Origin of the sequence: Dactylosporangium sp. NPDC051541 (assembly GCF_044454505.1) — a bacterium.
Classification (GTDB): domain Bacteria; phylum Actinomycetota; class Actinomycetes; order Mycobacteriales; family Micromonosporaceae; genus Dactylosporangium.
Genome location: NZ_JBITDU010000002.1, coordinates 86,377 through 107,527 on the forward strand (window position 1 = coordinate 86,377; position 21,151 = coordinate 107,527).

Consider the following 21,151-nt stretch of genomic DNA (forward strand, 5'->3'; position numbering starts at 1 on the left):
GTACGCAGTGCTAACGGATGTCTGTTAGCGACGATAGCGCTATCGTTGCTCGCATGCCAACGCCTACCCGCGAGCGGATCATCAACGCCGCATACGGCCTGCTGCGCGAGGGTGGCCGGGAAGCGGTCTCGACCCGGGCCGTCGGCGCCGCGGCCGGCGTACAGGCGCCGACGATCTACCGCACGTTCGGCGACAAGCAGGGCCTGCTCGACGCGGTGGCGATGCACGGCTTCTCGTCCTATCTCGCCGGGAAGACATCCCTGGTCGCGTCGGACGACCCCGTCGACGATCTGCGGGCCGGCTGGGACCTGCACGTCGGGTTCGGGGTGGCCAATCCGGCCTGCTACTGCCTGATCTACGGAGAACCCCGGCCGGGGGTACTGTCGCCGGCCGCCGCGGCCGCCGCCGAGATCCTCGCCGCGCAGGTGCACCGCATCGCGGTGGCCGGCCGGCTGCGGGTCTCGGAGTCGCAGGCCGCGTTCATGATTCACGCCGCCGGGTGTGGCACGACGCTGAGCCTGATCGCCCTCCCGCCCGACGAGCGCGACCCGCAGCTGTCGGTGCTGGCACGGGAAGCGGTGATCTCGGCCGTGAGTGCTCATGCTGTGTGGTCCGATGGGGACACGGCCGTTTCGAGCGCCGTTGCCCTACGGGCCGTCGTGCCGTCGGCGACCGTGCTCACCCCGGGTGAGCGCGCCCTGATGACGGAGTGGCTCGACCGGTTTACAACTGAGCGGTGACCACAGGACTCGACGGGTACCTCGGGGCGGTCGTCGGCCGCCTGCAGAGCATCTTCGGCGGGCGCCTGGTCGGGGTGTACCCGGCCGGGTCCGTCGCCCTGGACGCGTACATCCAGGGCCGCAGTGATGTCGACCTGGTGGCAGTGGCGTCCGGGTTCACCGTCGCCGAGGTCGAGGCGGTCGTCGCGGCCCTCGATCATGACGCGCTGCCGTGTCCGGCGCGCGGGCTCGAGTTCGTGCTCTACGACCGTTCCGTGCTGGCCGGGCTGACCACCGAGGCGGGGTTCGCGCTCAACCTGAACACGGGGGCCGGGTTGCCGTACAAGGCGGAGATCGGCTATTCAGGCGGCCCGGCCTTCTGGTATCCGATCGACCGGGACATCGTGCGGCAGCAGCGGCGGGCCCTGCTCGGACCGCCGTTCCCCGACCTGATGACCCGGGTCCGCTACCGGGAGCTGCTGCCCGTGGTGGCCGAGTCGGTGGCCTCGCATCGTGCGTTCATCGGCGATCATGGCGTGAACGCGGTGCTCAACGGCTGCCGGGCGCTGCGGTACTTCACCGAGCGCACCTGGTATCCGAAGCGCGCCGCCGCCGCGTGGGCGCTTGACCGTCTGCCGTCGGAAGCGCCCGTCGTCCAGGCCGCCCTCGACGACGTCGTCGACCGCTCGGCGGCCGCGGACTTCCTGGCCAAGGTACATGCGATCGTCACAACAAGTCGTTAATGTGGCTCGGTGCATGTTGCCGACAGTCACGACCTCATCCAGGTCCACGGGGCCCGCGAAAACAACCTGAAGAACGTCAGCGTCGAGATCCCCAAGCGGCGCCTGACCGTGTTCACCGGCGTCTCCGGCTCCGGGAAGAGCTCGCTGGTCTTCGGCACGATCGCGGCCGAGTCGCAGCGGCTCATCAACGAGACCTACAGCGCGTTCCTGCAGGGCTTCATGCCGAGCCAGACCCGGCCCGACGTCGACCTCCTCGAAGGCCTCACCACGGCGATCATCGTCGACCAGGAGCGGATGGGCGCCAACTCCCGCTCCACCGTCGGCACCGCCACCGACGCCAACGCCATGCTCCGCATCATCTTCAGCCGCCTCGGCGAGCCGAGCGCCGGCCCCGCGTTCCACTACAGCTTCAACGTCCCCGCCGGCGCCTGCCCCCGCTGCGAGGGCATGGGCAACGTCACCGACATCGACCTCGACGAACTGTTCGACAAGACCAAGTCCCTCAACGAGGGCGCGATCACCATCCCCGGCTACACCGTCGACGGCTGGCTCGTACGGATCTTCGCCGCGTCCGGCTTCGTCGACGCCGACAAGCCGATCAAGGACTTCACCGAGCAGGAGCGGCAGGACTTCCTGTACAAAGAGCCCGTCAAGGTCAAGGTCGAGAACATGAACCTGACCTACGAGGGCCTGGTGCCCCGGGTGCAGAAGTCGTTCCTGCAGAAGGACAAGGAGGCGCTGCAGCCCCACCTGCGCGCCTTCGTCGACCGGGCCGTCACGTTCACCGCCTGCCCCGAGTGCGGCGGCACCCGCCTCAACCAGGCCGCCCTCGCCTCCCGCATCGGCGGCGTCAACATCGCTGACGCGTGCGCCATGCAGATCAGCGACCTGGCCGCCTGGGTCCGCGGCATCTCCGACCGGTCCGTCGCACCGCTGCTCGGCACCCTGCAGCGGACCCTGGACTCGTTCGTCGAGATCGGCCTCGGCTACCTCTCCCTCGACCGCCCCTCCGGCACCCTGTCCGGCGGCGAGGCGCAGCGCACGAAGATGATCCGGCACCTCGGCTCGAGCCTGACCGACGTGTCGTACATCTTCGACGAGCCGACCGTCGGCCTGCACCCGCACGACATCGAGCGGATGAACGGCCTGCTCCAGCGCCTGCGGGACAAGGGCAACACGGTCCTCGTCGTGGAGCACAAGCCGGAGACGATCGCGATCGCCGACCACGTCGTGGACCTCGGCCCCGGCGCCGGTGGCTCCGGCGGCACGGTGTGCTTCGAGGGCACAGTTGCAGGACTACGCAGCAGTGATACTTTGACCGGCCGCCATTTGGACTATCGAGCCGGTCTTCGCAAGTCCGTTCGCTCGTTCAAGGACGTGCTGCCGATCCGCGGGGCCAGCACCCACAACCTGCGCGACGTCGACGTGGACATTCCCCTCGGTGTGCTGGTCGTCGTCACCGGCGTGGCCGGCTCCGGCAAGAGTTCCCTGATCCACGGCTCCATCCCGAAGGGCGCCGGCGTCGTGTCGGTCGACCAGGCCGCGATCCGCGGTTCCCGCCGCAGCAACCCCGCGACCTACACGGGCCTGCTGGAGCCGATCCGCAAAGCCTTCGGCAAGGCCAACGGCGTGAAACCGGCCCTGTTCAGCGCCAACTCGGAGGGCGCCTGCCCCAACTGCAACGGCAACGGCGTCGTCTACACCGACCTGGCGATGATGGCCGGGGTCGCGACGGTCTGCGAGGAGTGCGAGGGCCGGCGGTTCCAGTCGTCGGTGCTGCAGTACAAACTCGGCGACCGCAACATCTCCGAGGTCCTGGCGATGTCGGTCGCCGAGGCCCAGGAGTACTTCGCCTCCGGCGCCTCCCGCCTCCCCGCCGCCCACACGATCCTGTCCCGCCTGGCCGACGTGGGCCTGGGCTACATCAGCCTGGGCCAGCCCTTGACCACCCTGTCGGGCGGCGAACGGCAGCGCCTGAAGCTGGCCATCCACATGGCGGAGAAGGGCGGCATCTACGTCCTGGACGAGCCCACCACGGGCCTGCACCTGGCCGACGTGGAACAACTCCTGGGTTTGCTGGACCGCCTGGTGCAGTCCGGCAAGTCGGTGATCGTCATCGAACACCACCTGGCCGTCATGGCCTCCGCCGACTGGATCATCGACATCGGCCCCGGCGCCGGCCACGACGGCGGCACGGTAGTCTTCGAGGGCACCCCCGCCGACCTGGTAGCCACCCGCTCAACCTTGACCGGCGAACACCTGGCCACCTACGTCGCCGCGGCCAGCTCATAGCCCCTTCCCGCTCCGAGTCCGCCCACCTTCCCGGGCGGCCGCTCCGGAGCAGCCTTCTCCGGCCAGCCCTTGCTCGTCCAGCGTTTCCCCAGGCAGCGGTTGTCTGGGGAGCGCTTGTCCGGCCGGCAGTTCTCCGGCTGGCGGTTCCGCAGGCGGCAGCGCTTCCCCGAACGGCGGTTCTCCGGCTGACGGTTCGGCAGGCGGCAGCGCTTCCCCGAGCGGCGGTTCTCCGGCTGGCGGTTCCGCAGGCGGCAGCGCTTCCCCGAGCGGCAGTTCTCCGGCCAGAGCCTTCCCTGCTCGAGCGGCAGTTCCCCGGGCTTCGGTTGTCCAGCCGCGAAGCTTGCCCGAAGGCCGCGAGTTTTCCGGCGGCGGGTGCCGGCGCGGGGCTTTCGGGGCATTCGGGACGTCGTGGTGAGGTTTAGCCTGTCGGCATGACATCGCTAGACGCGGCGTACTTCGACCAGTGGTACGCCGACATGACCAGCTCGGAGACCCGCGACGCCCTCATCGCCGAATCCCTGGGCGTCCCGGCCGACCTCCGCCTCCCGGGCGTCCTGACCGGCGAGGGCCTGGACGAGCTGGCATCAACGCTGCGCCTGGGCCCGGACGACCTCCTCCTCGACATAGCCTGCGGCCGCGGCGGCTACGGCATCGAAATAGCCCGCCGCGCCAAGGCCTCCCTGATCGGCATCGACTTCTCAGCCGTGGCCCTGGACCAGGCCAGGATCCTGGCCGCCGAACGTCTACCGTCCCGCTTCTCCTTCCAGCTGGGCACCTTGACCGAAACCGGCCTACCGACAGCGGTAGCCGAAGCCATCATGTGCGTGGACGCGGTCCAGTTCGCCGCCCCACCCCTGACCGCTCTCCTGGAGTTCCGCCGCCTCCTCAAACCAGGCGGCCGCCTGGCCCTGACCTGCTGGGAACCCGCAGACCCGACCGACGACCGAGTCCCCGCCAGAATCCGCGCCGTGAACCTCCAACGAGACCTGACCAAGGCCGGCTTCGCCGACGTAACGTCCCAGGACCGCCCCACCTGGCGCCAAGCCGAGCGAACCCTATGGCAAGCCGCCGTGGCATCCAACGTGGACGACCCAGCAATGCAATCGCTCAAGGACGAAGGCAAAGCTTCCTTGGCCAACTTCAACCTCATGCACCGCGTCTACGCCACCGCCACCGCCCCGTTCGCGACCTGACCGCTGACCTGACCTGACCGCTAACCTGACCCAACCTGGCCGCTGACCTGACCTGGACCCCGCCGGGCGGGAACAACACCTCCGCTGCCGCGCCCCCGAGCAACCCGACGCAAAGCCGAACCGCCCGCCATCGAACCCGCAGACCCCAACCGCAGCGGGGTTCAACCGCGGCGTGGTTCAACCGCGGCGTGGTTCAACCGCGCGTACTGTCTCAGCCCCCGTCTCCGAGCACCGTTAGCACTGCCCGCCCATCTCGTCAGCGCAGCCCTCGAGTTCATCAACCCGCGGTCCCGAGGGCGCGTACGGTCTCAGCTCCCGTCTCCGGGCACCGTTAGCACTGCCCGCCCATCTCGTCAGCGCAGCCCTCGAGTTCATCAACCCGCGGTCCCGAGGGCGCGTACGGTCTCAGCCCCCGTCTCCGAGCACCGTTAATTAACACTGCCCACCCATCCCGTCAGCGCAGCCCTCGAGTTCACCAACCCGCGGTCCCGAGCAACCCCCGTCCGCCGCCGCCAACGCCATCGCGCGCGGTACCTCTCCCACAGCGGCAGCCGCAGCCGTTTCCGCAGCCTTTTCCCCTAGCCGCAGCCGTTTCCGCAGACACAGCCGCAGACGCGGCAGTTTCCGTTTCCGCAGCCGCAGTCCGGCCATGCGATTTCCCGCCGCCAGCAACGCCGTCGCGTGCGGTACCTCTCTCGCAGTCGTGGCCTTCACCGGCAGCCCTATCGGAATTTGACAGTCACCTTGAGGCCGCCTCCTTCCCGGGGTGCGACGGTGAGGTCGGCGTCGTGGGCGTTGGCGATCGCGCGCACGATGGCCAGCCCGAGTCCGTAGCCCTCGTCACCGGTACGCACCCGCGAGGCGCCGGCGCGCTGGAACGGCTGGAAGAGCCGCTCGACGTCCTCCGGCGGCACCACCGGCCCGTCGTTCTCCACCGTCACCGTCGGCCGCCCGTCGACGACGTCAGTCGCGATGAACAACAACCCGCCGCCGACGTTGTGTTTGATGGCGTTGTCGACCAGGTTCGCGATCATGCTCTCGATGAGATCGGCGTCGCCCGTGGTGGTCGCCGGCTCGAGCCTGAGCTTGACGTACAGCCAGTCCCGATCCTGCTCGTCGATCCGCCGCACGTCCAGAATCCACTGCGCGATCTCCGCCAGGTCCACCTCCTCCCGACGCTCCACCCCCTGCTCGCCGCTGGCCAGGTCGAGCAGCGAGTCGATGAGGCGAGCCTGCGACTCCCCGAGGGTCAGGACTTCCTGCGCGGCGGCTCGCAGCTCCTCTTGCGACGCTTTGCGGTCCAGCAGTGTCACCTGCAGCAGGGTGCGCTGGGCGGTCAGCGGCGTCCGCAGCTCGTGTGAGGCGTTGGCCACGAATCGCCGCTGTGCGGTGAAGCTCGCCTCGAGCCGCTCGAACAGGTCGTCGAGCGTCTCCGCCAGTTCGGCCAGCTCATCGCTGCGGCCGGTGGGCCCCAGCCGGCGGTGCAGGTTCGTGGCCGAGATGTCCCGCGCCGTGTCGACGATGAGCCGCAACGGCCGCAGGAACCGCCCGGCGACGACCCAGCCGAGCACGATCGCGACGATCGTCATGGCCAGCACCGAGAACACCATGAGCGGCACCATGTTGGATTGCACCTGCACCTCTGGCAGGTCCGGCGGGGCGAGGCCCTCCCCGGCGGGCACACTCCGGCTCGCGCCGAGCAGCGGAACGAACAGCAGCACGGTGCCCGACACCAGGAACGGCCCCGCGTAGAGCAGCGTGAGCCGCCGCCGCAGCGTCCACCGCCGCTTGATGCCGGGCCGATCGGCAGGGGTCCGGCGGTGCAGTGTCCAGCGGGCTTTCATGCCGGACCCACCCGGTAGCCGGCCTCACGAACGGTATGAATCACGGGCGGGTTCCCGAGTCGGGCCCGCAGCCGGCGGATGGTGGTCTTCACCGCTGTCGTGAGCGGGTCCGTGGCCTCGTCCCACACGCGGTCCAGCAGATCCTCCGCCGACACCGGCCGGCCTTCGGCGGCCATCAGGCACTCCAGCACACCGAACTCCTTCGGGCTCAGGTCCAGCCGATGCCCGTTCCGGTCGGCGGTGCGGCGCGCCGGGTCGAGCGTGAGGTCGCCGATCCTCAGGACCGGCGGCAGGATGTTGGTCGGGCGGCGGGCCAGCGCACGGATGCGGGCGACCAGCTCGTCGAAGTCGAACGGTTTGGGAAGGTAGTCGTCGGCACCGAGCCCGAGCCCCTCGATGCGGTCGCGGACCGTGCCCGACGCGGTCAGCATGAGCACGCGGCTGGCCGGATGCGCGGTGACGATGTGGCGGCACACGTCATCGCCGCTGAGGCCGGGCAGATCGCGGTCGAGGACCACCACGTCGTACGGTGTCACCACAAGCCGCTCCAGCGCCTCACCGCCGTCCAGGACCACGTCGACGGCCAGGCCCTCACGACGCAGCCCGGTACCGATGGTCTGGGCCAGGATCTCGAAATCCTCGACGACGAGCACTCGCATGCCTCCACCTTGCCAGGCCGTAGGTGTCAACCAGGTGTCAGCCGTTGACACCTGGTTGACACCAGCCGCCGCGTACAACCGTCCTCATGCATGACGCCACGATCACCGTCGAAGACCTTCGCAAGCGGTTCGGCCCCAGCCTCGCGCTGGACGGCATGACGTTCACGGTCCGGCCCGGGCACGTCACGGGCTTCATCGGGCCGAACGGGGCCGGCAAATCCACAACCATGCGCGTTGTCCTGGGGCTGGACGCCGCCGACGCCGGCCGTGCTCTGGTCGGCGGCCGCCCATACCGAAGCCTTGCCAAGCCACTCTGCCACCTCGGCTCGCTCCTCGACGCGTCCGCGCTGCAGCCCGGCCGGACCGCCCGCAACCACCTGCTCTGGCTCGCACACTCCCAAGGGCTCCCGTCCCGCCGCGCCGACGAGGTGCTCGAGCTGGCCGGTCTCGGTGGCGTCGGGCGGCGCCGCGCCGGCGGCTACAGCCTCGGCATGCGCCAGCGGCTCGGCATCGCCGCAGCCCTGCTCGGCGACCCGCCGGCTCTGATGCTCGACGAGCCGTTCAACGGCATGGACCCCGAAGGCATCATCTGGATGCGCACGTTCCTGCGCGAACTGGCCGACGAAGGCCGGGCGGTGCTGGTCTCCAGCCACCTCATGAGCGAGCTGCAGGGGACCGCCGACCACATCGTCGTGGTCGGGCGTGGGCGGGTCATCGCCGACGCGGGAGTGGCGCAGCTGCTGGCCGACGCCGCCAACGGGCGGATCATCGTGCGCTCTTCGGCGATTGATCAAGCTTCGGGGGTACTGCGGCGGAAAGCGAAATCCGTCGCCCCCAACAGCGACGGCACGCTCACGGTCACCGGCTTGGCCGCCGAGGACGTGATCGCGCTGCTCAGCGTCGCCCAGGTGCCGTTCTCCGAGGTCGCCGGGCACCGGGCGACCCTCGAGGAGGCCTATCTGGAGCTGACCCGCGACGCCGTCGAGTTCCGGGCCACCGCAGCCGGGGAGGCACGGCGATGAGCTTCCTGCGGACACTGCACGCCGAGTGGACGAAACTGCGCACCGTGCGCGGCTGGGTGATCGGCCTGCTCGCCGCGGCCGCGGTCATCATCGCGCTCGGCCTCACCCCGAGCCGGGCGGGTTCGTGCGGCCAGAACGGGCCCGGGTCGGAGTGCGCCACGCTGCACGGACCGGAAGGGCAGGAGGTCACGGACAGCTCCACCTACGTGCACCGGACCCTCACCGGCGACGGCAGCATCACGGTCCGGCTGGCCGGCCTGACCGGGCAGCTGCCCACGTTCGACGGGCCGGAGACCCGCGACGGGCTGGCCCCGTGGGCGAAGGCCGGCTTGATGGTCAGGGACGGCACGAAGGCGGGCTCGGCCTACGCGGCCGTCATGCTGACCGGCGAGCATGGCGTACGGATGCAGTACAACTACGTTCACGACAAGGGCGGGCCCGCCGGCGCGAAGGTCAAAGCGCAGCCGGTGTGGCTGCGACTGACCCGCACCGGCGACACCATCAAGGCCGAACAGTCGGCGGACGGCACCGCGTGGGCGGAGGTCGGGACCGCGCGGCTGCCGGGCCTGCCGGCGACCGTCACGGCCGGGATGTTCGCCACGTCGCCGCAGTATTCCGAGCAGGTCAACGAGTCGGTCGTGCTCAGCGGGGTCTCCGGCGGGCCGAGCACCGCCACCGGCTCGTTCGAACGGCCCACGACCACCGGCTCCTGGTCATCGGCGTGGGAGAGCAATGCCACCGCGGAGCAGCCGGACGCGACGGAGCCGTCGCGGCCGACCGGGACGACCGCGCGGGCGGACGGACCGCGGACCGGTTCTCAGCAGACCGCGGACGGATGGTCGGTGACCGGCTCCGGTGACATCGGGCCGGCGGTGTCCGGCGCGACCGGCGGCGGGGTGACGATCAGCCAGACGCTCATCGGCACGTTCCTGGGTCTGATGGTGGTCGTCGTCATCGGGGCGATGTTCGCGGCGGCGGAGTACCGCCGGGGGCTGATCCGCACCACGCTCGCGGCGGTACCGCGCCGCGGACGCCTGCTCGCCGCGAAGGCCCTGGTCCTGGGGGCCGTCACGTTCGCACTCGGCCTGGCCGCCGCGGCGCTCGTGGTGACCTTCGGGCAGGACGTGCTGCGGGACAACGGGGTCTACGTGAAACCGGCCTCGACCCTGACCGAGCTGCGGGTCGCGGCGGGCACCGCGGTGCTGCTCGCCGGCTGCGCGGCCCTCGCGACCGGACTGGGCGTGCTGCTGCGCCGCGGCGTCACCGCCGTCACGGCGGCGATCGTCGTGGTCGTGCTGCCCTACCTGCTGTCGATCACGGTACTGCCGCTGCGGGCCAGCGCCTGGCTGCTGAGCGTTACCCCGGCCGCGGCCTTCTCGCTGCAGCAGAGCGAGCCGCGCTACGACCAGGTCGACAACATCTACTCGCCGGCCGACGGATACTTCCCCCTCAGCGCGTGGGGCGGCCTGGCCGTGCTCGCCGTGTGGGTCGCGGTGGTGCTCGGCGGAGCCGGATACGTGCTGCGCCGGAGGGACGCATGACAACCGCCGAGATGGGCGCCGCGCGGGTGAAGTTCGGTGCTCCGCCCGAGGGATGCGTGCCGGCGGTCGCGACGAACACCGTCTGCGTCGAGCTCGGCACGTCGCCGGAGAGGCGTAGGACGGCGGGCAGGACAAGCGCCGTGCGGGTGAAGCCCGCATCCTTGCCGGAAGAGCGTGTGACGGCGGCCGCGACCAACGCCGCGCGGGTGGAGCTCGGTGCGTCGCCGGAGGGATGTAGGACGGCGGCCGGGACGAGCGCATTGCGGGTGGAGCTGGGTGCGTCTTCGCAGGAGTGCGTGGCGGGGGTCGCGACGAACGCCGTCCGGGTCGAGCTTGGTGTACCGCCGAGTTTTCGGAAGGTGCCGGTCGGCTGTGCAGAAGCTGCCCGGCGTACGAGGGCCATGGCGAACGCTGCATGGACGCGGTTCCGCTCACCGATGGGTCGCAGCGGTCCGGTCAGTGCGCCGAGACCTGGGCTGAGCGGGAGGGATCTATGAAGGCCGCGGTGCACGCTGAGTGGACGAAGCTGCGCACCTCGGCGGGGAACTGGTGGCTGCTGCTCGGCGTCGTCGCGGCGACGATCGGGCTGAGTGCGTTCGTGTCCGGTGCGATCTCGTGCGCGACGGGCTGCACGGCGGACCTGCCGAAGGTCTCCCTCGCCGGGGTGCAGCTCGGGCAGGCCGTGATCGCGATTCTGGCGGCGCTGGTCATCGGCAACGAGTACGCGACGGGGATGGTGCGGGTCAGTCTGGCCGCTGTGCCGGGGCGGACGCGGCTGCTCCTGGCGAAGGCGGTCGTGTTGCTCGCAACGACCTCGGTCGCGTCGGTGGCCGGGGTCGCTGGTTCGGTGCTCGTGGGGCGGGTGTTGCTGCCGGCGCACGCATTCTGGTGGCGGCCGGCGGCCGGGTCGGTGCTGTACCTCGAGCTGATCGCGCTGCTGAGCCTCGGGCTGGCCACGGCGGTGCGCAGTCCGGCGGCCGCGGCCGGGATCGTGCTGGGCCTGATGTACGCGTGGCCGATCGTGACCCTCGCCGTGTCCGACAAAGCGTGGTCCCGGCGGCTCGACCAGATCGGGCCGATGTCCGCCGGGTCCGCCATCCAGGCGACGAAGGATCTGGCGACGCTGCCGATCGGGCCGTGGGCCGGGCTGGGCGTCCTCGCCCTGTGGGCCCTCGCCGCGCTGCTCGCCGGCTGGTTCCTGCTGGCCCGGCGGGACGCTTGACCGCAGCTCGTCGTCGGTCGCGGCTGCGCAGACTATGGCCGGTGGCGCCTGGTCGACCATCCTCGGATCATCTGCATATCTCAGCTCTCGATCAGTCGATGGCCGGCCAGGGTGGCGAGGCGTAGCTTTGTCTCGTCCTCCGAACCGAGGATGGTGCTCATCACGACGATCTTCAGATCGGCCTCGCCGTCGGTGAGGACGTCGCAGTCGACGGTGATCGGCCCGACCTCCGGATGGTCGATGACCTTGTGCCCGGTGTGGTGGGCGCCGACCGCGCCGGTCGCCCACAGCCCGGCGAAGCGCTCGCTGGCCGCCGTCAGCTCGTCGATCAGCGCGGCCAGACGGCGGCTGGCCGGGAAGCGGCCGGTCGCCCGGCGCAGGTCGGCCACCAGCGCGGCGTCCTGCCAGCCAGCGGAAAGCACCGAGCGGTGGTTGTACCGCAGGCCGTCGGCGAGGAAGGTGTCGCGGGCGAAGTTGCGCCGGTGTGGCGGCACGACGCTCGGATCGCCGCACAGCGCGGCCCAGCCACGGTTCCACCAGATGAGCTGCCAGTCGGCGGCGAAGACGGCCACCGCCGCGTCGCCGAGGCGCCGGATCACCCGTTGCACGCTGGGGGAGATGTGGTCGGTGATCTCGTCGGGGCCCGGGGGGCGAAGGCCGGCGAGCCGGTACAGGTGGTCACGCTCGTCGTCATCCAGCTGCAGCGCCCGGCCGAGTGCCGCCACGACCTGCGCCGACGGGTTGGTGAAGCGGCCCTGCTCAAGGCGTACGAGATAGTCCACCGAGATGCCGGTCAACTCGGCCAGCTCCTCGCGGCGCAGGCCCTTCGCGCGACGGCCGCGGCCGGCGGGCAGCCCCACCGCGGCCGGCGAGATCCGGTCGCGCCAGGTGCGCAGGGTGGTGCCGAGCTCGTTCATGAACCCATTCTGACGCGCCGGGCGGGGACCAGGGTGGTAGTCGTCTTGCCTGGCTGCCCGGCCGGCCACGGCGCAGGCTGGGTGCATGACGATCACTTTCATCACCGGGGCGAACCGCGGCCTCGGCTTCGAGACGGCCAGCCGTTTGGTCGCGGCGGGTCACACCGTGCTGCTGGGGGCCCGCGACGAGGAGACCGGCCGGTCGGCGGCGGACCGGCTCGGCGCGCGCTTCGTGCCGATCGACGTCACCGACGACGCGTCGGTGGCGGCAGCGGCCGCGGATGTCGAGGCTCACGAGGGCACGGTCGACGTCCTGATCAACAACGCCGGCGTGCACGGCCCGGCCGGTGACCCGAGCGGGCTGACCGGCGCCGACGTGCTCAGCGTCATGGACGTGAACGTGGCCGGCGTCGTCCGTACGACAACGGCGTTCCTGCCCCTGCTGCGCCGCTCGGCCGACCCGGTCATCATCAACGTGAGCAGCGGCATGGGCTCGCTCGAGGCCACCCATGACCCCTCCCGCCCGGAGTCGTCCTACATCGCCCCGGTCTACACGGCGTCGAAGGCCGCGCTGACCATGCTGACCACCCAGTACGCGAAAGCACTGCCCGCCATCCGAATCAACGCGGCCGACCCGGGCTACACCGCCACCGACTTCAACGGCCACTCCGGCCCGCAGACGGTCACCGAGGGCACTGACGCGATCGTGGCTTTGGCCACCGAGGGCCCAGGCCACAAGTCCGGCCGGTTCGTCGACCGACACCAGGAGAGCTCCTGGTCCTGACCGACCCAGCCCTTCTCCTCAACGTCGTACCGATGCGCCGCCTCGCCCCACGGCCGGGCGGCTCGGGAACTGGCATGCCCGCTCCGCCGACCGCTGTCACCGAGGTAGCGACGGCCAGCCGGCCGCCCGAAATTCGCGGGATTCCTTCGGCGTGTCGTGGCAGGGTCTTCGGATGACCTCAGCGGAACGGATCGATCCCCCTGAACGGCGTGCTGTGCAGCAGGTGCGCATTGTGCCGCTGACCGGGCCGGTGTTCCAGGCTCTGGCCGATGGCGACCTGACCGCGGCGAACGCGATGAGCCCGGTGCTTCTCCCGCCGCTGTTCGTCGACCCCGCGTCGAGGTACGTGTGGCGGATGCGGGTCAGGCAGCTCGCGGAGGATCCCGCCAACGCGGAATGGGTCAATGGCGTTATCTGGTGTGAACGGCAGCAGGTAGCCGTTGGCCACGCCGGCTACCACGGTCCGCCCGACCCGTCAGGGATGGTGGAGATCGGATACACGGTCGACCCGGCATTCCGGCGCCGCGGCTATGCCCGTGCGGCGCTGGAGGCCCTGCTCCAGCGAGCCGCCCGGGAGGCGCAGGTACGCACCGCGCGGGTGAGCATCCGTCCGGACAACGTCGCCTCTTACCGGCTGGCATCCCAGTACGGCTTCGTCAAGGTCGGCGAGGAGTGGGACGACGAGGACGGTCTGGAGATCGTCTACGAGGTCACGGTCCAACACCCGTAGCAGCGCCCCTGACGGTTTGTGCGGAGCCAGGTATTCGCGTCTTCGCCGACGTACTGCTCTGTACGTCAACGCGTACCTGGCTCTGCACTGGCATCCGTACGCCGACAGAACACCGACCGACTCATCTCCGGTCATCTACATAACGAACCCGGGCTGCCGTACTAGGTCTGCAGGTGCTCCTTGAAGAACGTGGCGGCTGCCGTGGCGGCCTGGGTTACGTACGGCTCGTTGTCGTACAGGTCGACGTGGAGGTCGCAATCGAGCCACTCGAGGTGCTTCGGGCCGGTTGCCTGGTCGTACAGTTGCGCGGCCAGGTCCGGGGAGCAGTACGCGTCGACCTTGCCGTGGACCACCAGGAGCGGGGTGCGCGACAGCAGTGGAGCGGCGGACAGGGCGTCGAACGTCAGGAGGCTGTGCAGGGAGCCGCGGGTCACCCGGTTCTCCCAGGTCTCGGCGGCCGAGCGGGCGGTGCCGTAGTAGGACCACGGCTCCTCGCCCGACATCGCGGCCTCGCCGCCGTCCGGGGCCACGGCCGGCATGAATTCGTCGTAGCGGGCGATGAAGCCGGCCAGTCCCGCGTGGTAGCCGTCCGGGTCGGCGGCGAAGAACCGGGGGCTGTTGTAGCCGCCGGCGATGCCGGCCACGGCGCGGACGCGTGGGTCCTGGGCGGCGGCGCGGACCGCGTAGCCGCCGCCGAGGCAGATGCCGGTCAGGCCGATCCGGTGCGGGTCGACCGCCGGGTGGGCGGCGAGGGTCGTCACGGCGGCGCGCAGGTCGGTCAGCTTGCCCTGGGTGTCCTCGTGGGCCCGGCGGCCGCCGCTGGCGCCGAAGCCGCGGTGGTCGAACGCCAAGGTGACGAAGCCGGCCTCGGTCAGCCGCTCGGCGTAGTCGCCGGCGACCTGCTCCTTGACGCCGGTGAACGGGCCGGTGACGGCCAGGGCCGGGTAGCCGCCGTCCGGTGCCGGGGTGGTGGGGGTGCGCAGGTGTCCGCTGAGCGTTATGCCGTCGGTTACAAATGCAAGTGCTTCGAGGTGTACCGCCATGTGGCGAGGTTAGGCTTTCAGGCAGTACACGAGAAGAAGGCACTTCGCGGTGCCCTTGGCGGCGGGAGAGTCTGTGGCGCTGGTGGTTCCCGATGTGCTTGACGAGTCGTGCGTGACCCGTCAGGCGCTGGAGCGGCTCGCGGCGAAATGGCGGGTGCTGCTGATCTACGCGTTGGCGGCCGGGCCGCAGCGGCATGCGGAGCTGCGGCGGCGGGTGCCCGGGATCACGCAGAAGGTGCTCACGGAGACGCTGCGCGGTATGGAGGCCGACGGGCTCGTCGAACGGCGGGTGTTGAAGGAGGCCGCGCCCCAGCATGTCGAGTATGGGCTGACGGCGCTCGGCAAGACCCTTGAAGGGCCGCTGCAGGCCATCTGCGACTGGGCCTCGATGAATGTTACACCGTCACCAACGGCCTGACCTGCACCTTCACCCCACCCGGGATCGACCGCCCCAAAACTGTCGTACCCCCTGCCTACCCTCCAACCATGCGCCGCCCCCTGCTCCTCACCGCCGTCGTCGCCCTCTCCGTCGCCGCCGCGACGCTGGTCGGGGTGCTGCCCGCCGCGGCCGCCGAGCCATACCTGGACCCGACGCTGCCCGTGCCGCAGCGGGTCGCGGACCTCATGGCGCGGATGAGCCTCGACGAGAAGATCGGGCAGATGACGCAGGCCGAGCGCGGGTCGGTGTCGGCGGCCGAGGTGACGCAGTATCGGCTGGGGTCGATCCTCTCGGGTGGTGGGTCGGCGCCGTCGCCGAACACGGCGAGCTCGTGGGCCGACATGACCGACAACTTCCAGCGCGGTGCCCTGGCGACGCCGTTGAAGATCCCGCTGGTGTACGGGTCCGACGCCGTCCATGGCCATAACAACGTGGTCGGCGCGACCCTGTTCCCGCACAACATCGGCCTCGGTGCCACCCGGGACCCGGCGCTGGTGCAGCAGATCGGGCGCGTGACGGCGGACGAGGTGCGCGGGACCGGGGTGCAGTGGACGTTCTCGCCTTGCCTCTGCGTGGTGCGTAACGACCGGTGGGGGCGCACCTACGAGTCGTTCGGTGAGCAGCCCGAGCTGCCGGTGTCGATGGCGACGATCATCGACGGCTACCAGTCGGGCGGGGTCATGGCCACGGCCAAGCATTACGTCGGCGACGGTGGCACCACCGGCGGCGTCGACCAGGGGGACACCCAGATCTCCGAGTCGGAGCTGCGCGCGATCCACCTTCCGCCGTTCCAGGAGGCGATCCGCCGCCACGTCGCGTCGGTGATGGTGTCGTTCTCGTCGTTCAACGGGCAGAAGCTGCACGGCAGCGACTACCTGATCAACGGGGTGCTCAAGGGCGAGCTCGGCTTCGACGGGTTCGTGGTGTCGGACTGGAACGGCATCGACCAGATCGAGGGCGGCGTGGGCTTCACCGCCTCCGAGGTCCGCCGGGCCGTCAACGCCGGTATCGACATGGTGATGGTGCCGACCGCGTGGAAGCAGTTCATCGACACGCTGCGCAGCGAGGTGCAGGCCGGGCGGGTGACGACGGCCCGGATCGACGACGCGGTGCGGCGGATCCTGACGAAGAAGTTCGAGTACGGGCTGTTCGAGAAGCCGTACGCGGACCGGACGCTCACCGGGACCGTCGGCAACGCCGCCCACCGCACCGTCGCTCGGCAGGCCGTCCGCGAGTCGCAGGTCCTGCTGAAGAACACCGGTGTCCTGCCGCTCGCCAAGAGCGGCAAGATCTTCGTCGCCGGCAAGAGCGCCGACAACATCGGCCTGCAGAGCGGCGGCTGGACCGTCAGCTGGCAGGGCGCCGCCGGCAACACCACGTCGGGCACGACGATCCTGCAGGGCATCCGGGCCGCGGCCGGGTCGGCCTCGGTGACCTACAACGCGGCCGGCTCGGGCATCGACCGCAGCTACAACGTAGCCGTCGCGGTCGTCGGCGAGACGCCGTACGCGGAGGGGCAGGGGGACCGGCCCTCGTCGCTCGGCCTCGACGCGACGGACCTGCAGACGCTGAACACGCTGAAGGCCGCGGGCGTGCCCGTCGTCGTGGTCCTCGTCTCCGGGCGGCCGCTCGACATCGCGGCCCAGCTGCCCGACTGGAGCGGCCTGATCGCCGCGTGGCTGCCCGGGACCGAGGGCGCCGGCGTCGCCGACGTGCTGTTCGGGGACTACGCGCCGACCGGGAAGCTGCCGGTCACGTGGATGCAGTCGGCGTCCCAGGAGCCGATCAACGACGGAGACGGCAAGACCGGGCTGTTCGCGTACGGGTTCGGGCTCACCTACACCACGACACCCCCGCCGAGCGCGCCCGGGCAGCCGGGCACGCCGACGGTCTCGGCGGTGACGAGCACGTCCGCGAGCCTCAGCTGGACGGCGCCGACGACCGGCACCACGGCCGCCTCCTACCGCGTCTACCGTGGCGACACGCTCGTCGCGACCGTGACCGGGACGACTTACCAGCTGACCGGGCTGACGCCGAACACGACCACCTCCTACACCGTCGTCGCCGTGGACTCGGCCGGGCGGACCGGGCCCGCGTCCGGCTCGGCGACGGTCACGACCCCGCCGACGACCACGACCCCGCCGCCGGCCGCGGGGTGCGCGGTGACCTACGCCGTCAACGACTGGGGCGGCGGGTTCACCGGCACGGTGACCGTCAAGAACACCGGCTCGACGACGATCAACGGCTGGACCCTCGCCTTCACGTTCCCGGGCAACCAGAAGGTGTCGCAGGGCTGGTCGGCGACGTGGTCGCAGTCCGGGGCGGCGGTGACGGCCAAGAGCGACACCTGGAACGGCACCCTGGCCCCGGGGGCGTCCCAGTCGGCCGGGTTCAACGGCACCTACTCGGGCTCCAACCCGCGCCCGACCGCATTCACCGTGAACGGAGCCACCTGCACGGTCACGTGATACCGCGCCGACGTCCATCGTCGTAGCAGGGCCGTGCTGCCGGCGTCCTGGGAGTCCGGCGGGGCCAAGTACAGCCGGCCACCGCCGCGGCGGCGGTTCGGTGGGCCACGATCGACACATCGGTGGCCGAGGGCGTCGTGCGCGGCCGCTTCGAGCGGTCACGGCACACGCGACAGATAGTGCAGGACGCCCTTCCGATCCGTCTCGCTGCGGTTCAGCGCCATGTTGAGATGCTCGAGGACGCGCAGCGAAGCGGTGTTGGCCGGCCTGACCGTCGCCCAAACCCGTGGCAGGCCGACCCGGGCGCACTCGGCGACGACGGCGACGGCCGCTTCCGTGGCGTAGCCAACGCCGCGGAAGGCGTGGCTGATCTCGTACCCGACCTCCGGTTCGTCCGGTCCGGTGCGCCCGGCGAAGACACCGCAGTTGCCGACCAGGCGGCGGGATGCCCGTTCGCGCAACGCGTACCAGCACAGGCCGAGTTCCCGCCGGCAAGCCTGCCGACGGCTGATCCAGCTCTGGGTCTCCCGGATGTCGAGCAACGGTCCGTCGCCGATCGTGTGGGTCTGCGGATCGCTGAAGAGTTCGTGCAGTGCTTCGGCGTCGTCGGGTTCGACAGCGTGCAGGTCCAGACGCGCCGTGGTCAACGATCCGCGCATGCCACGACGGTGAACCATGGCCCGATCGTTCACGGTGACGGCCGCCTCGGCAAGTCCGCGGGCTGGAACAGCCCCGAAGCCGGCCGGAGCGCCGTTTCCGCCACGGGCGCCGACGCCGACGGCTTGGGTGCTGATCGAGCGCGGGGTCCGGTCAGCGCGGGTCCCGGGTGAGACGGTTCAGATGAGGCGGGTCAGGACGTCGGAGCCCGGAGGTGGGCGGTAGGCGATGATGACCTGGCCGTCGGAGCCGGCAATGTGGAGCACGTGGCGGCACAGCTGGAAAGTGCCGATCCTCGGGTGGCGGAACAGCTTGTGCTCGTCGCGGGTCGGCTGGACGTCGTGGCGGGACCACAGGTCGCGGAAATCCTCGCTGGCTTCCCGCAGTTCGGCGACGAGTGTCATCAGGACTTCGTCGGCCGGGTTGGTGCCGGCTGCGTTGCGGACGGCGGCGACCGTTGAGCGGGCCACCGTTGGCCAGTCGGCGTAGAAGTCGCGCATCGACGGGTCCAGGAAGACGTCGCGGACCAGGTTGCGGCCGGGGCGGTGCGCCGGTACCAGAGCCTGGGCCAGTTCGTTGGCGGCCAGGACGTCGAAGCGGCGGCCGCGGACGTATGCGGGGATGCCGGTCCAAGCGTCCAAGAGGTCCTGTGCGCCTTCGGCTGGGAGTTCCAACCGGGGTGACGGCGCCGAGGAGATCGGTGCGGCCAGGTGATCCAGGTGCGCTCGGGCGTCGGCGTCCAGGTGCAGGGCGCGGGCCAATGCGGTCAGGACCTGGGCCGAGGGGTTTCGGTCCACGCCCTGTTCGAGGCGCATGAGGTACTGCTCGCTGATGCCCGCCGCGGCCGCCAGTTCGGCCCGGCGCAGGCCCGGCACCCGGCGGCGGCCGCCGGGGGTTGCGGGACGGACCTGGGCGCGGCGGGCCTTCAAGTATTCGCCCAGGCGGTTGTCGTCCACGCCCAGAACCCTATCCCTCGCGGGGTGCTGGCTACCGGGCCAGGCGAGACGCAGGATCGGGGCATGACGAAGATCTGGTTCATCACCGGCACGTCGCGCGGGTTGGGGCGGGTGTGGGCGGAGGCGGCCCTCGAGCGCGGTGACCGGGTCGTGGCGACCGCCCGGGACGTCAAGTCGCTGGACGAGTTGGTGCGGCGGTTTCCCGATGCGGTACACCCGGTGGCGCTTGACGTCAGGGACCGTGCTGCCGCATTCGCTGCGGTCGCGGCCGGGTGGGAGCGGTTCGGGCGGCTCGACGTCGTGGTGAACAACGCCGGCTACGGACTGTTCGGGGCGGTCGAGGAACTGGCGGAGGAGCAGGTGCGGGCGCAGCTGGACACGAATCTCCTCGGGCCGCTGTGGGTGACGCAGGCCGCGCTGCCGATGTTGCGGGCGCAGGGATCGGGGCACCTGCTGCAGGTGTCGAGCATCGGGGGAGTGGCGGCGTTTGCGCTGCTCGGGGCGTACAACGCGAGCAAATGGGGGCTTGAGGCGCTCTCCGAGGCTCTCGCACAGGAGGTCGCGCCGGCGGGGGTGCGCGTCACCATCGTCGAACCGGGGCCGTACGGCACGGATTGGAGCGGAGACTCGGCGGTGTGGGCCGAGCCCGACCCGGCGTACGACGAGTTTCGGCAGGCGCGGCGGGCGGCCGCGGCCGGGCACGTGCCGATCGATCCGCGGGCCACTGCGAAGGCGGTCCGGGACCTGGTCGACCTGGCCGAGCCGCCGCTGCGGTTGTTCCTGGGGACCTACCCCTACGCCGTCGCCGAGCGGGTCTACGCCGACCGCCTCAAGACCTGGCGCGACTGGCACGAGCTGGCCGCCACCGCCGACGCTGATAGCTGACGTTGTAAACACATGCTGTCAGCGTGGCGGCCCGCGTCAGACGAGCAGGCGGGACTTGATGGCGGCGATCTCGGTGTCGGTCAGCATCAGGCCCGTGTGCAAGTACGCGCTGAACGTGCCGTAGATGTGGTTCAGCTCCGCGAACGCCGCGTGCAGCCACGCCACCTGCACCGCGTCGGAGCGGGCCAGGTATGTGTTGCTCAGCAGGAAGTCCTGCTCGACCGTTGCCATCGGGACGCCCAGCAGCGTCAGCAGCACCGCGGTGGCCCAGCCGGTGCGGTCCTTGCCGGCCGAGCAGTGGTACACGACGCCGCCGGACGTGTTCGTGGCGATCGCGCGCAGCGTGTCGCGGAACGCGTAGTCGGCGCCCACGAAGTTGACCATGAACGGGTAGCCGATGGACTGGCCCAGGTCCGAGGAGCCGGAGAGCAGGCCGGCGGCGAGGGCGGCGAGCAGGGTGACGCCCGCGCTGTCGTGGAAGCGGATGCCGTGGCTGAAGGAGGCGACGTCGGCGACCTGGTACGCGACACCCGCCGGGGCGTGGTCGGGCTCGTCGCTGCGCTCCTGGATGTTGCGCAGGTCCACGTCGCGGTTGATCCCGTGCGCGGTGACGACCTGCCACTCGGCGGCGGTGAGGTTGGACAGCTTGTTGGACCGGAACACCACGCCGCTGCGGACGGTGTGGCCGTCGGTGGTGGTGTAGCGCCCACGTCGCGGAAGTTGGTCGCGTTGGCCAGCCCCAGTGACCGCTCCCAGGAAGCCTGGGCGGGGGTGGCCACGGCGAAACCGGCGAGCAGTGCCGCCGCGAGGGCCAGCGCGGCCCGTCGTGTGATCGTCATGCGGCCGACCCTCGACCCGGACATTGACCGCTGTCTTGGCCACGCCCTACATCAAGATGACGTTCACACGACGCGGAGAACCCGGCCGGCGGGGCGGCCCGACCCGGCCCGCTGCCCCGCCCGGGTGATCCGGCGCCCGGTCCAGTCCGGCCCGGTTCGGCGGCCCGGCGCGGTGCAGTGCGGCCCAGCTCAGCCCGG

Annotated in this window: 19 protein-coding genes; 12 read left to right on the forward strand and 7 right to left on the reverse strand. The window is 70.8% G+C overall.

The genetic code is table 11. The annotated features are described in order from the left end of the window. Positions 1-53 precede the first annotated feature (53 nt). The 4 genes from ACIA8L_RS08475 to ACIA8L_RS08490 all read left to right on the forward strand — a co-directional run bounded on the left by ACIA8L_RS08475 (position 54) and on the right by ACIA8L_RS08490 (position 4,947). The gene (locus tag ACIA8L_RS08475) at positions 54-740 is read left to right on the forward strand and encodes a TetR/AcrR family transcriptional regulator (protein WP_395901951.1); all 687 of its coding nucleotides are present in this window, start codon (positions 54-56) and stop codon (positions 738-740) included. Next, positions 737-1,462, forward strand: a complete 726-nt coding sequence (locus ACIA8L_RS08480; protein WP_395901953.1) for an aminoglycoside adenylyltransferase domain-containing protein — start codon at positions 737-739, stop codon at positions 1,460-1,462. The genes ACIA8L_RS08475 and ACIA8L_RS08480 overlap by 4 nt, the downstream gene beginning before the upstream one ends. A 9-nt stretch (positions 1,463-1,471) precedes the next feature. Next, on the forward strand, positions 1,472-3,754 hold the full coding sequence (locus ACIA8L_RS08485; protein ID WP_395901955.1) for an ATP-binding cassette domain-containing protein: 2,283 nt from the start codon (positions 1,472-1,474) through the stop codon (positions 3,752-3,754). Between the two features lie 431 nt (positions 3,755-4,185). After that, complete coding sequence (locus ACIA8L_RS08490) at positions 4,186-4,947, forward strand: class I SAM-dependent methyltransferase (protein ID WP_395901957.1); 762 nt, start codon at positions 4,186-4,188, stop codon at positions 4,945-4,947. A gap of 722 nt (positions 4,948-5,669) precedes the next feature. On the opposite strand, the gene ACIA8L_RS08495 is transcribed toward ACIA8L_RS08490, so the two are convergent. Together ACIA8L_RS08495 and ACIA8L_RS08500 are read right to left on the reverse strand one after the other, a co-directional pair. Further along, positions 5,670-6,791, reverse strand: coding sequence for a sensor histidine kinase (locus ACIA8L_RS08495; protein WP_395901959.1), 1,122 nt, complete (start codon positions 6,789-6,791; stop codon positions 5,670-5,672). Continuing rightward, positions 6,788-7,450 (reverse strand): response regulator transcription factor, encoded by a 663-nt coding sequence (locus tag ACIA8L_RS08500; RefSeq protein WP_395901961.1) that lies wholly within the window; start codon positions 7,448-7,450, stop codon positions 6,788-6,790. The genes ACIA8L_RS08495 and ACIA8L_RS08500 overlap by 4 nt, the downstream gene beginning before the upstream one ends. Positions 7,451-7,536: 86 nt before the next feature. Between ACIA8L_RS08500 and ACIA8L_RS08505 the strand changes: the two genes are divergently transcribed. From ACIA8L_RS08505 to ACIA8L_RS08515, 3 genes are all read left to right on the forward strand, one after another. Continuing rightward, positions 7,537-8,472, forward strand: a complete 936-nt coding sequence (locus ACIA8L_RS08505; RefSeq protein ID WP_395901963.1) for an ATP-binding cassette domain-containing protein — start codon at positions 7,537-7,539, stop codon at positions 8,470-8,472. After that, on the forward strand, positions 8,469-10,013 hold the full coding sequence (locus ACIA8L_RS08510; RefSeq protein WP_395901965.1) for an ABC transporter permease subunit: 1,545 nt from the start codon (positions 8,469-8,471) through the stop codon (positions 10,011-10,013). Before ACIA8L_RS08505 ends, ACIA8L_RS08510 begins: the two co-directional genes overlap by 4 nt. 493 nt (positions 10,014-10,506) lie before the next feature. Then, entirely contained in the window at positions 10,507-11,235 is a 729-nt protein-coding gene (locus ACIA8L_RS08515) for an ABC transporter permease (RefSeq protein WP_395901967.1), read from the forward strand. Positions 11,236-11,315: 80 nt separating this feature from the next. Here the strand turns inward: ACIA8L_RS08515 and ACIA8L_RS08520 are convergent, their stop codons facing one another. Next, positions 11,316-12,152 (reverse strand): helix-turn-helix transcriptional regulator, encoded by an 837-nt coding sequence (locus tag ACIA8L_RS08520; protein ID WP_395901969.1) that lies wholly within the window; start codon positions 12,150-12,152, stop codon positions 11,316-11,318. A gap of 85 nt (positions 12,153-12,237) precedes the next feature. Between ACIA8L_RS08520 and ACIA8L_RS08525 the strand changes: the two genes are divergently transcribed. Next, the gene (locus ACIA8L_RS08525; RefSeq protein ID WP_395901971.1) at positions 12,238-12,936 is read left to right on the forward strand and encodes an SDR family NAD(P)-dependent oxidoreductase; all 699 of its coding nucleotides are present in this window, start codon (positions 12,238-12,240) and stop codon (positions 12,934-12,936) included. Between the two features lie 172 nt (positions 12,937-13,108). Continuing rightward, the gene (locus ACIA8L_RS08530; protein ID WP_395901973.1) at positions 13,109-13,666 is read left to right on the forward strand and encodes a GNAT family N-acetyltransferase; all 558 of its coding nucleotides are present in this window, start codon (positions 13,109-13,111) and stop codon (positions 13,664-13,666) included. 161 nt (positions 13,667-13,827) lie between these two features. Here the strand turns inward: ACIA8L_RS08530 and ACIA8L_RS08535 are convergent, their stop codons facing one another. After that, complete coding sequence (locus tag ACIA8L_RS08535; RefSeq protein ID WP_395901975.1) at positions 13,828-14,709, reverse strand: alpha/beta hydrolase; 882 nt, start codon at positions 14,707-14,709, stop codon at positions 13,828-13,830. A 73-nt stretch (positions 14,710-14,782) separates the two neighbouring features. On the opposite strand from ACIA8L_RS08535, the gene ACIA8L_RS08540 reads away from it, so the two are divergent. Further along, complete coding sequence (locus ACIA8L_RS08540) at positions 14,783-15,127, forward strand: winged helix-turn-helix transcriptional regulator (RefSeq protein ID WP_395901977.1); 345 nt, start codon at positions 14,783-14,785, stop codon at positions 15,125-15,127. Positions 15,128-15,195: 68 nt separating this feature from the next. Continuing rightward, complete coding sequence (locus ACIA8L_RS08545; protein ID WP_395901979.1) at positions 15,196-17,616, forward strand: glycoside hydrolase family 3 N-terminal domain-containing protein; 2,421 nt, start codon at positions 15,196-15,198, stop codon at positions 17,614-17,616. Between the two features lie 158 nt (positions 17,617-17,774). On the opposite strand, the gene ACIA8L_RS08550 is transcribed toward ACIA8L_RS08545, so the two are convergent. After that, positions 17,775-18,308 carry a GNAT family N-acetyltransferase gene (locus ACIA8L_RS08550; protein ID WP_395901981.1) on the reverse strand — a complete coding sequence of 178 codons (534 nt, stop codon included), beginning with the start codon at positions 18,306-18,308 and terminating at the stop codon, positions 17,775-17,777. 144 nt (positions 18,309-18,452) lie between these two features. Next, positions 18,453-19,229, reverse strand: a complete 777-nt coding sequence (locus tag ACIA8L_RS08555; RefSeq protein WP_395901983.1) for a helix-turn-helix domain-containing protein — start codon at positions 19,227-19,229, stop codon at positions 18,453-18,455. 63 nt (positions 19,230-19,292) lie between these two features. Here ACIA8L_RS08555 and ACIA8L_RS08560 point away from each other — a divergent pair, with 63 nt between their 5' ends. After that, on the forward strand, positions 19,293-20,114 hold the full coding sequence (locus ACIA8L_RS08560) for an SDR family NAD(P)-dependent oxidoreductase (RefSeq protein ID WP_395901985.1): 822 nt from the start codon (positions 19,293-19,295) through the stop codon (positions 20,112-20,114). Between the two features lie 36 nt (positions 20,115-20,150). On the opposite strand, the gene ACIA8L_RS08565 is transcribed toward ACIA8L_RS08560, so the two are convergent. Then, positions 20,151-20,996 (reverse strand): tyrosine-protein phosphatase, encoded by an 846-nt coding sequence (locus ACIA8L_RS08565; RefSeq protein ID WP_395901987.1) that lies wholly within the window; start codon positions 20,994-20,996, stop codon positions 20,151-20,153. Between the last annotated feature and the right edge of the window lie 155 nt (positions 20,997-21,151).

Bases quoted from the DNA above. Each gene is read 5' to 3' on its own strand.
- ACIA8L_RS08475 (WP_395901951.1), top strand. From the start codon at position 54: ATGCCAACGCCTACCCGCGAGCGGATCATCAACGCCGCATACGGCCTG.
- ACIA8L_RS08490 (WP_395901957.1), top strand. From the start codon at position 4,186: ATGACATCGCTAGACGCGGCGTACTTCGACCAGTGGTACGCCGACATG.
- ACIA8L_RS08495 (WP_395901959.1), bottom strand. From the start codon at position 6,791: ATGAAAGCCCGCTGGACACTGCACCGCCGGACCCCTGCCGATCGGCCC.
- ACIA8L_RS08500 (WP_395901961.1), bottom strand. From the start codon at position 7,450: ATGCGAGTGCTCGTCGTCGAGGATTTCGAGATCCTGGCCCAGACCATC.
- ACIA8L_RS08505 (WP_395901963.1), top strand. From the start codon at position 7,537: ATGCATGACGCCACGATCACCGTCGAAGACCTTCGCAAGCGGTTCGGC.
- ACIA8L_RS08510 (WP_395901965.1), top strand. From the start codon at position 8,469: ATGAGCTTCCTGCGGACACTGCACGCCGAGTGGACGAAACTGCGCACC.
- ACIA8L_RS08515 (WP_395901967.1), top strand. From the start codon at position 10,507: ATGAAGGCCGCGGTGCACGCTGAGTGGACGAAGCTGCGCACCTCGGCG.
- ACIA8L_RS08520 (WP_395901969.1), bottom strand. From the start codon at position 12,152: ATGAACGAGCTCGGCACCACCCTGCGCACCTGGCGCGACCGGATCTCG.
- ACIA8L_RS08525 (WP_395901971.1), top strand. From the start codon at position 12,238: ATGACGATCACTTTCATCACCGGGGCGAACCGCGGCCTCGGCTTCGAG.
- ACIA8L_RS08530 (WP_395901973.1), top strand. From the start codon at position 13,109: ATGACCTCAGCGGAACGGATCGATCCCCCTGAACGGCGTGCTGTGCAG.
- ACIA8L_RS08535 (WP_395901975.1), bottom strand. From the start codon at position 14,709: ATGGCGGTACACCTCGAAGCACTTGCATTTGTAACCGACGGCATAACG.
- ACIA8L_RS08545 (WP_395901979.1), top strand. From the start codon at position 15,196: ATGCGCCGCCCCCTGCTCCTCACCGCCGTCGTCGCCCTCTCCGTCGCC.
- ACIA8L_RS08560 (WP_395901985.1), top strand. From the start codon at position 19,293: ATGACGAAGATCTGGTTCATCACCGGCACGTCGCGCGGGTTGGGGCGG.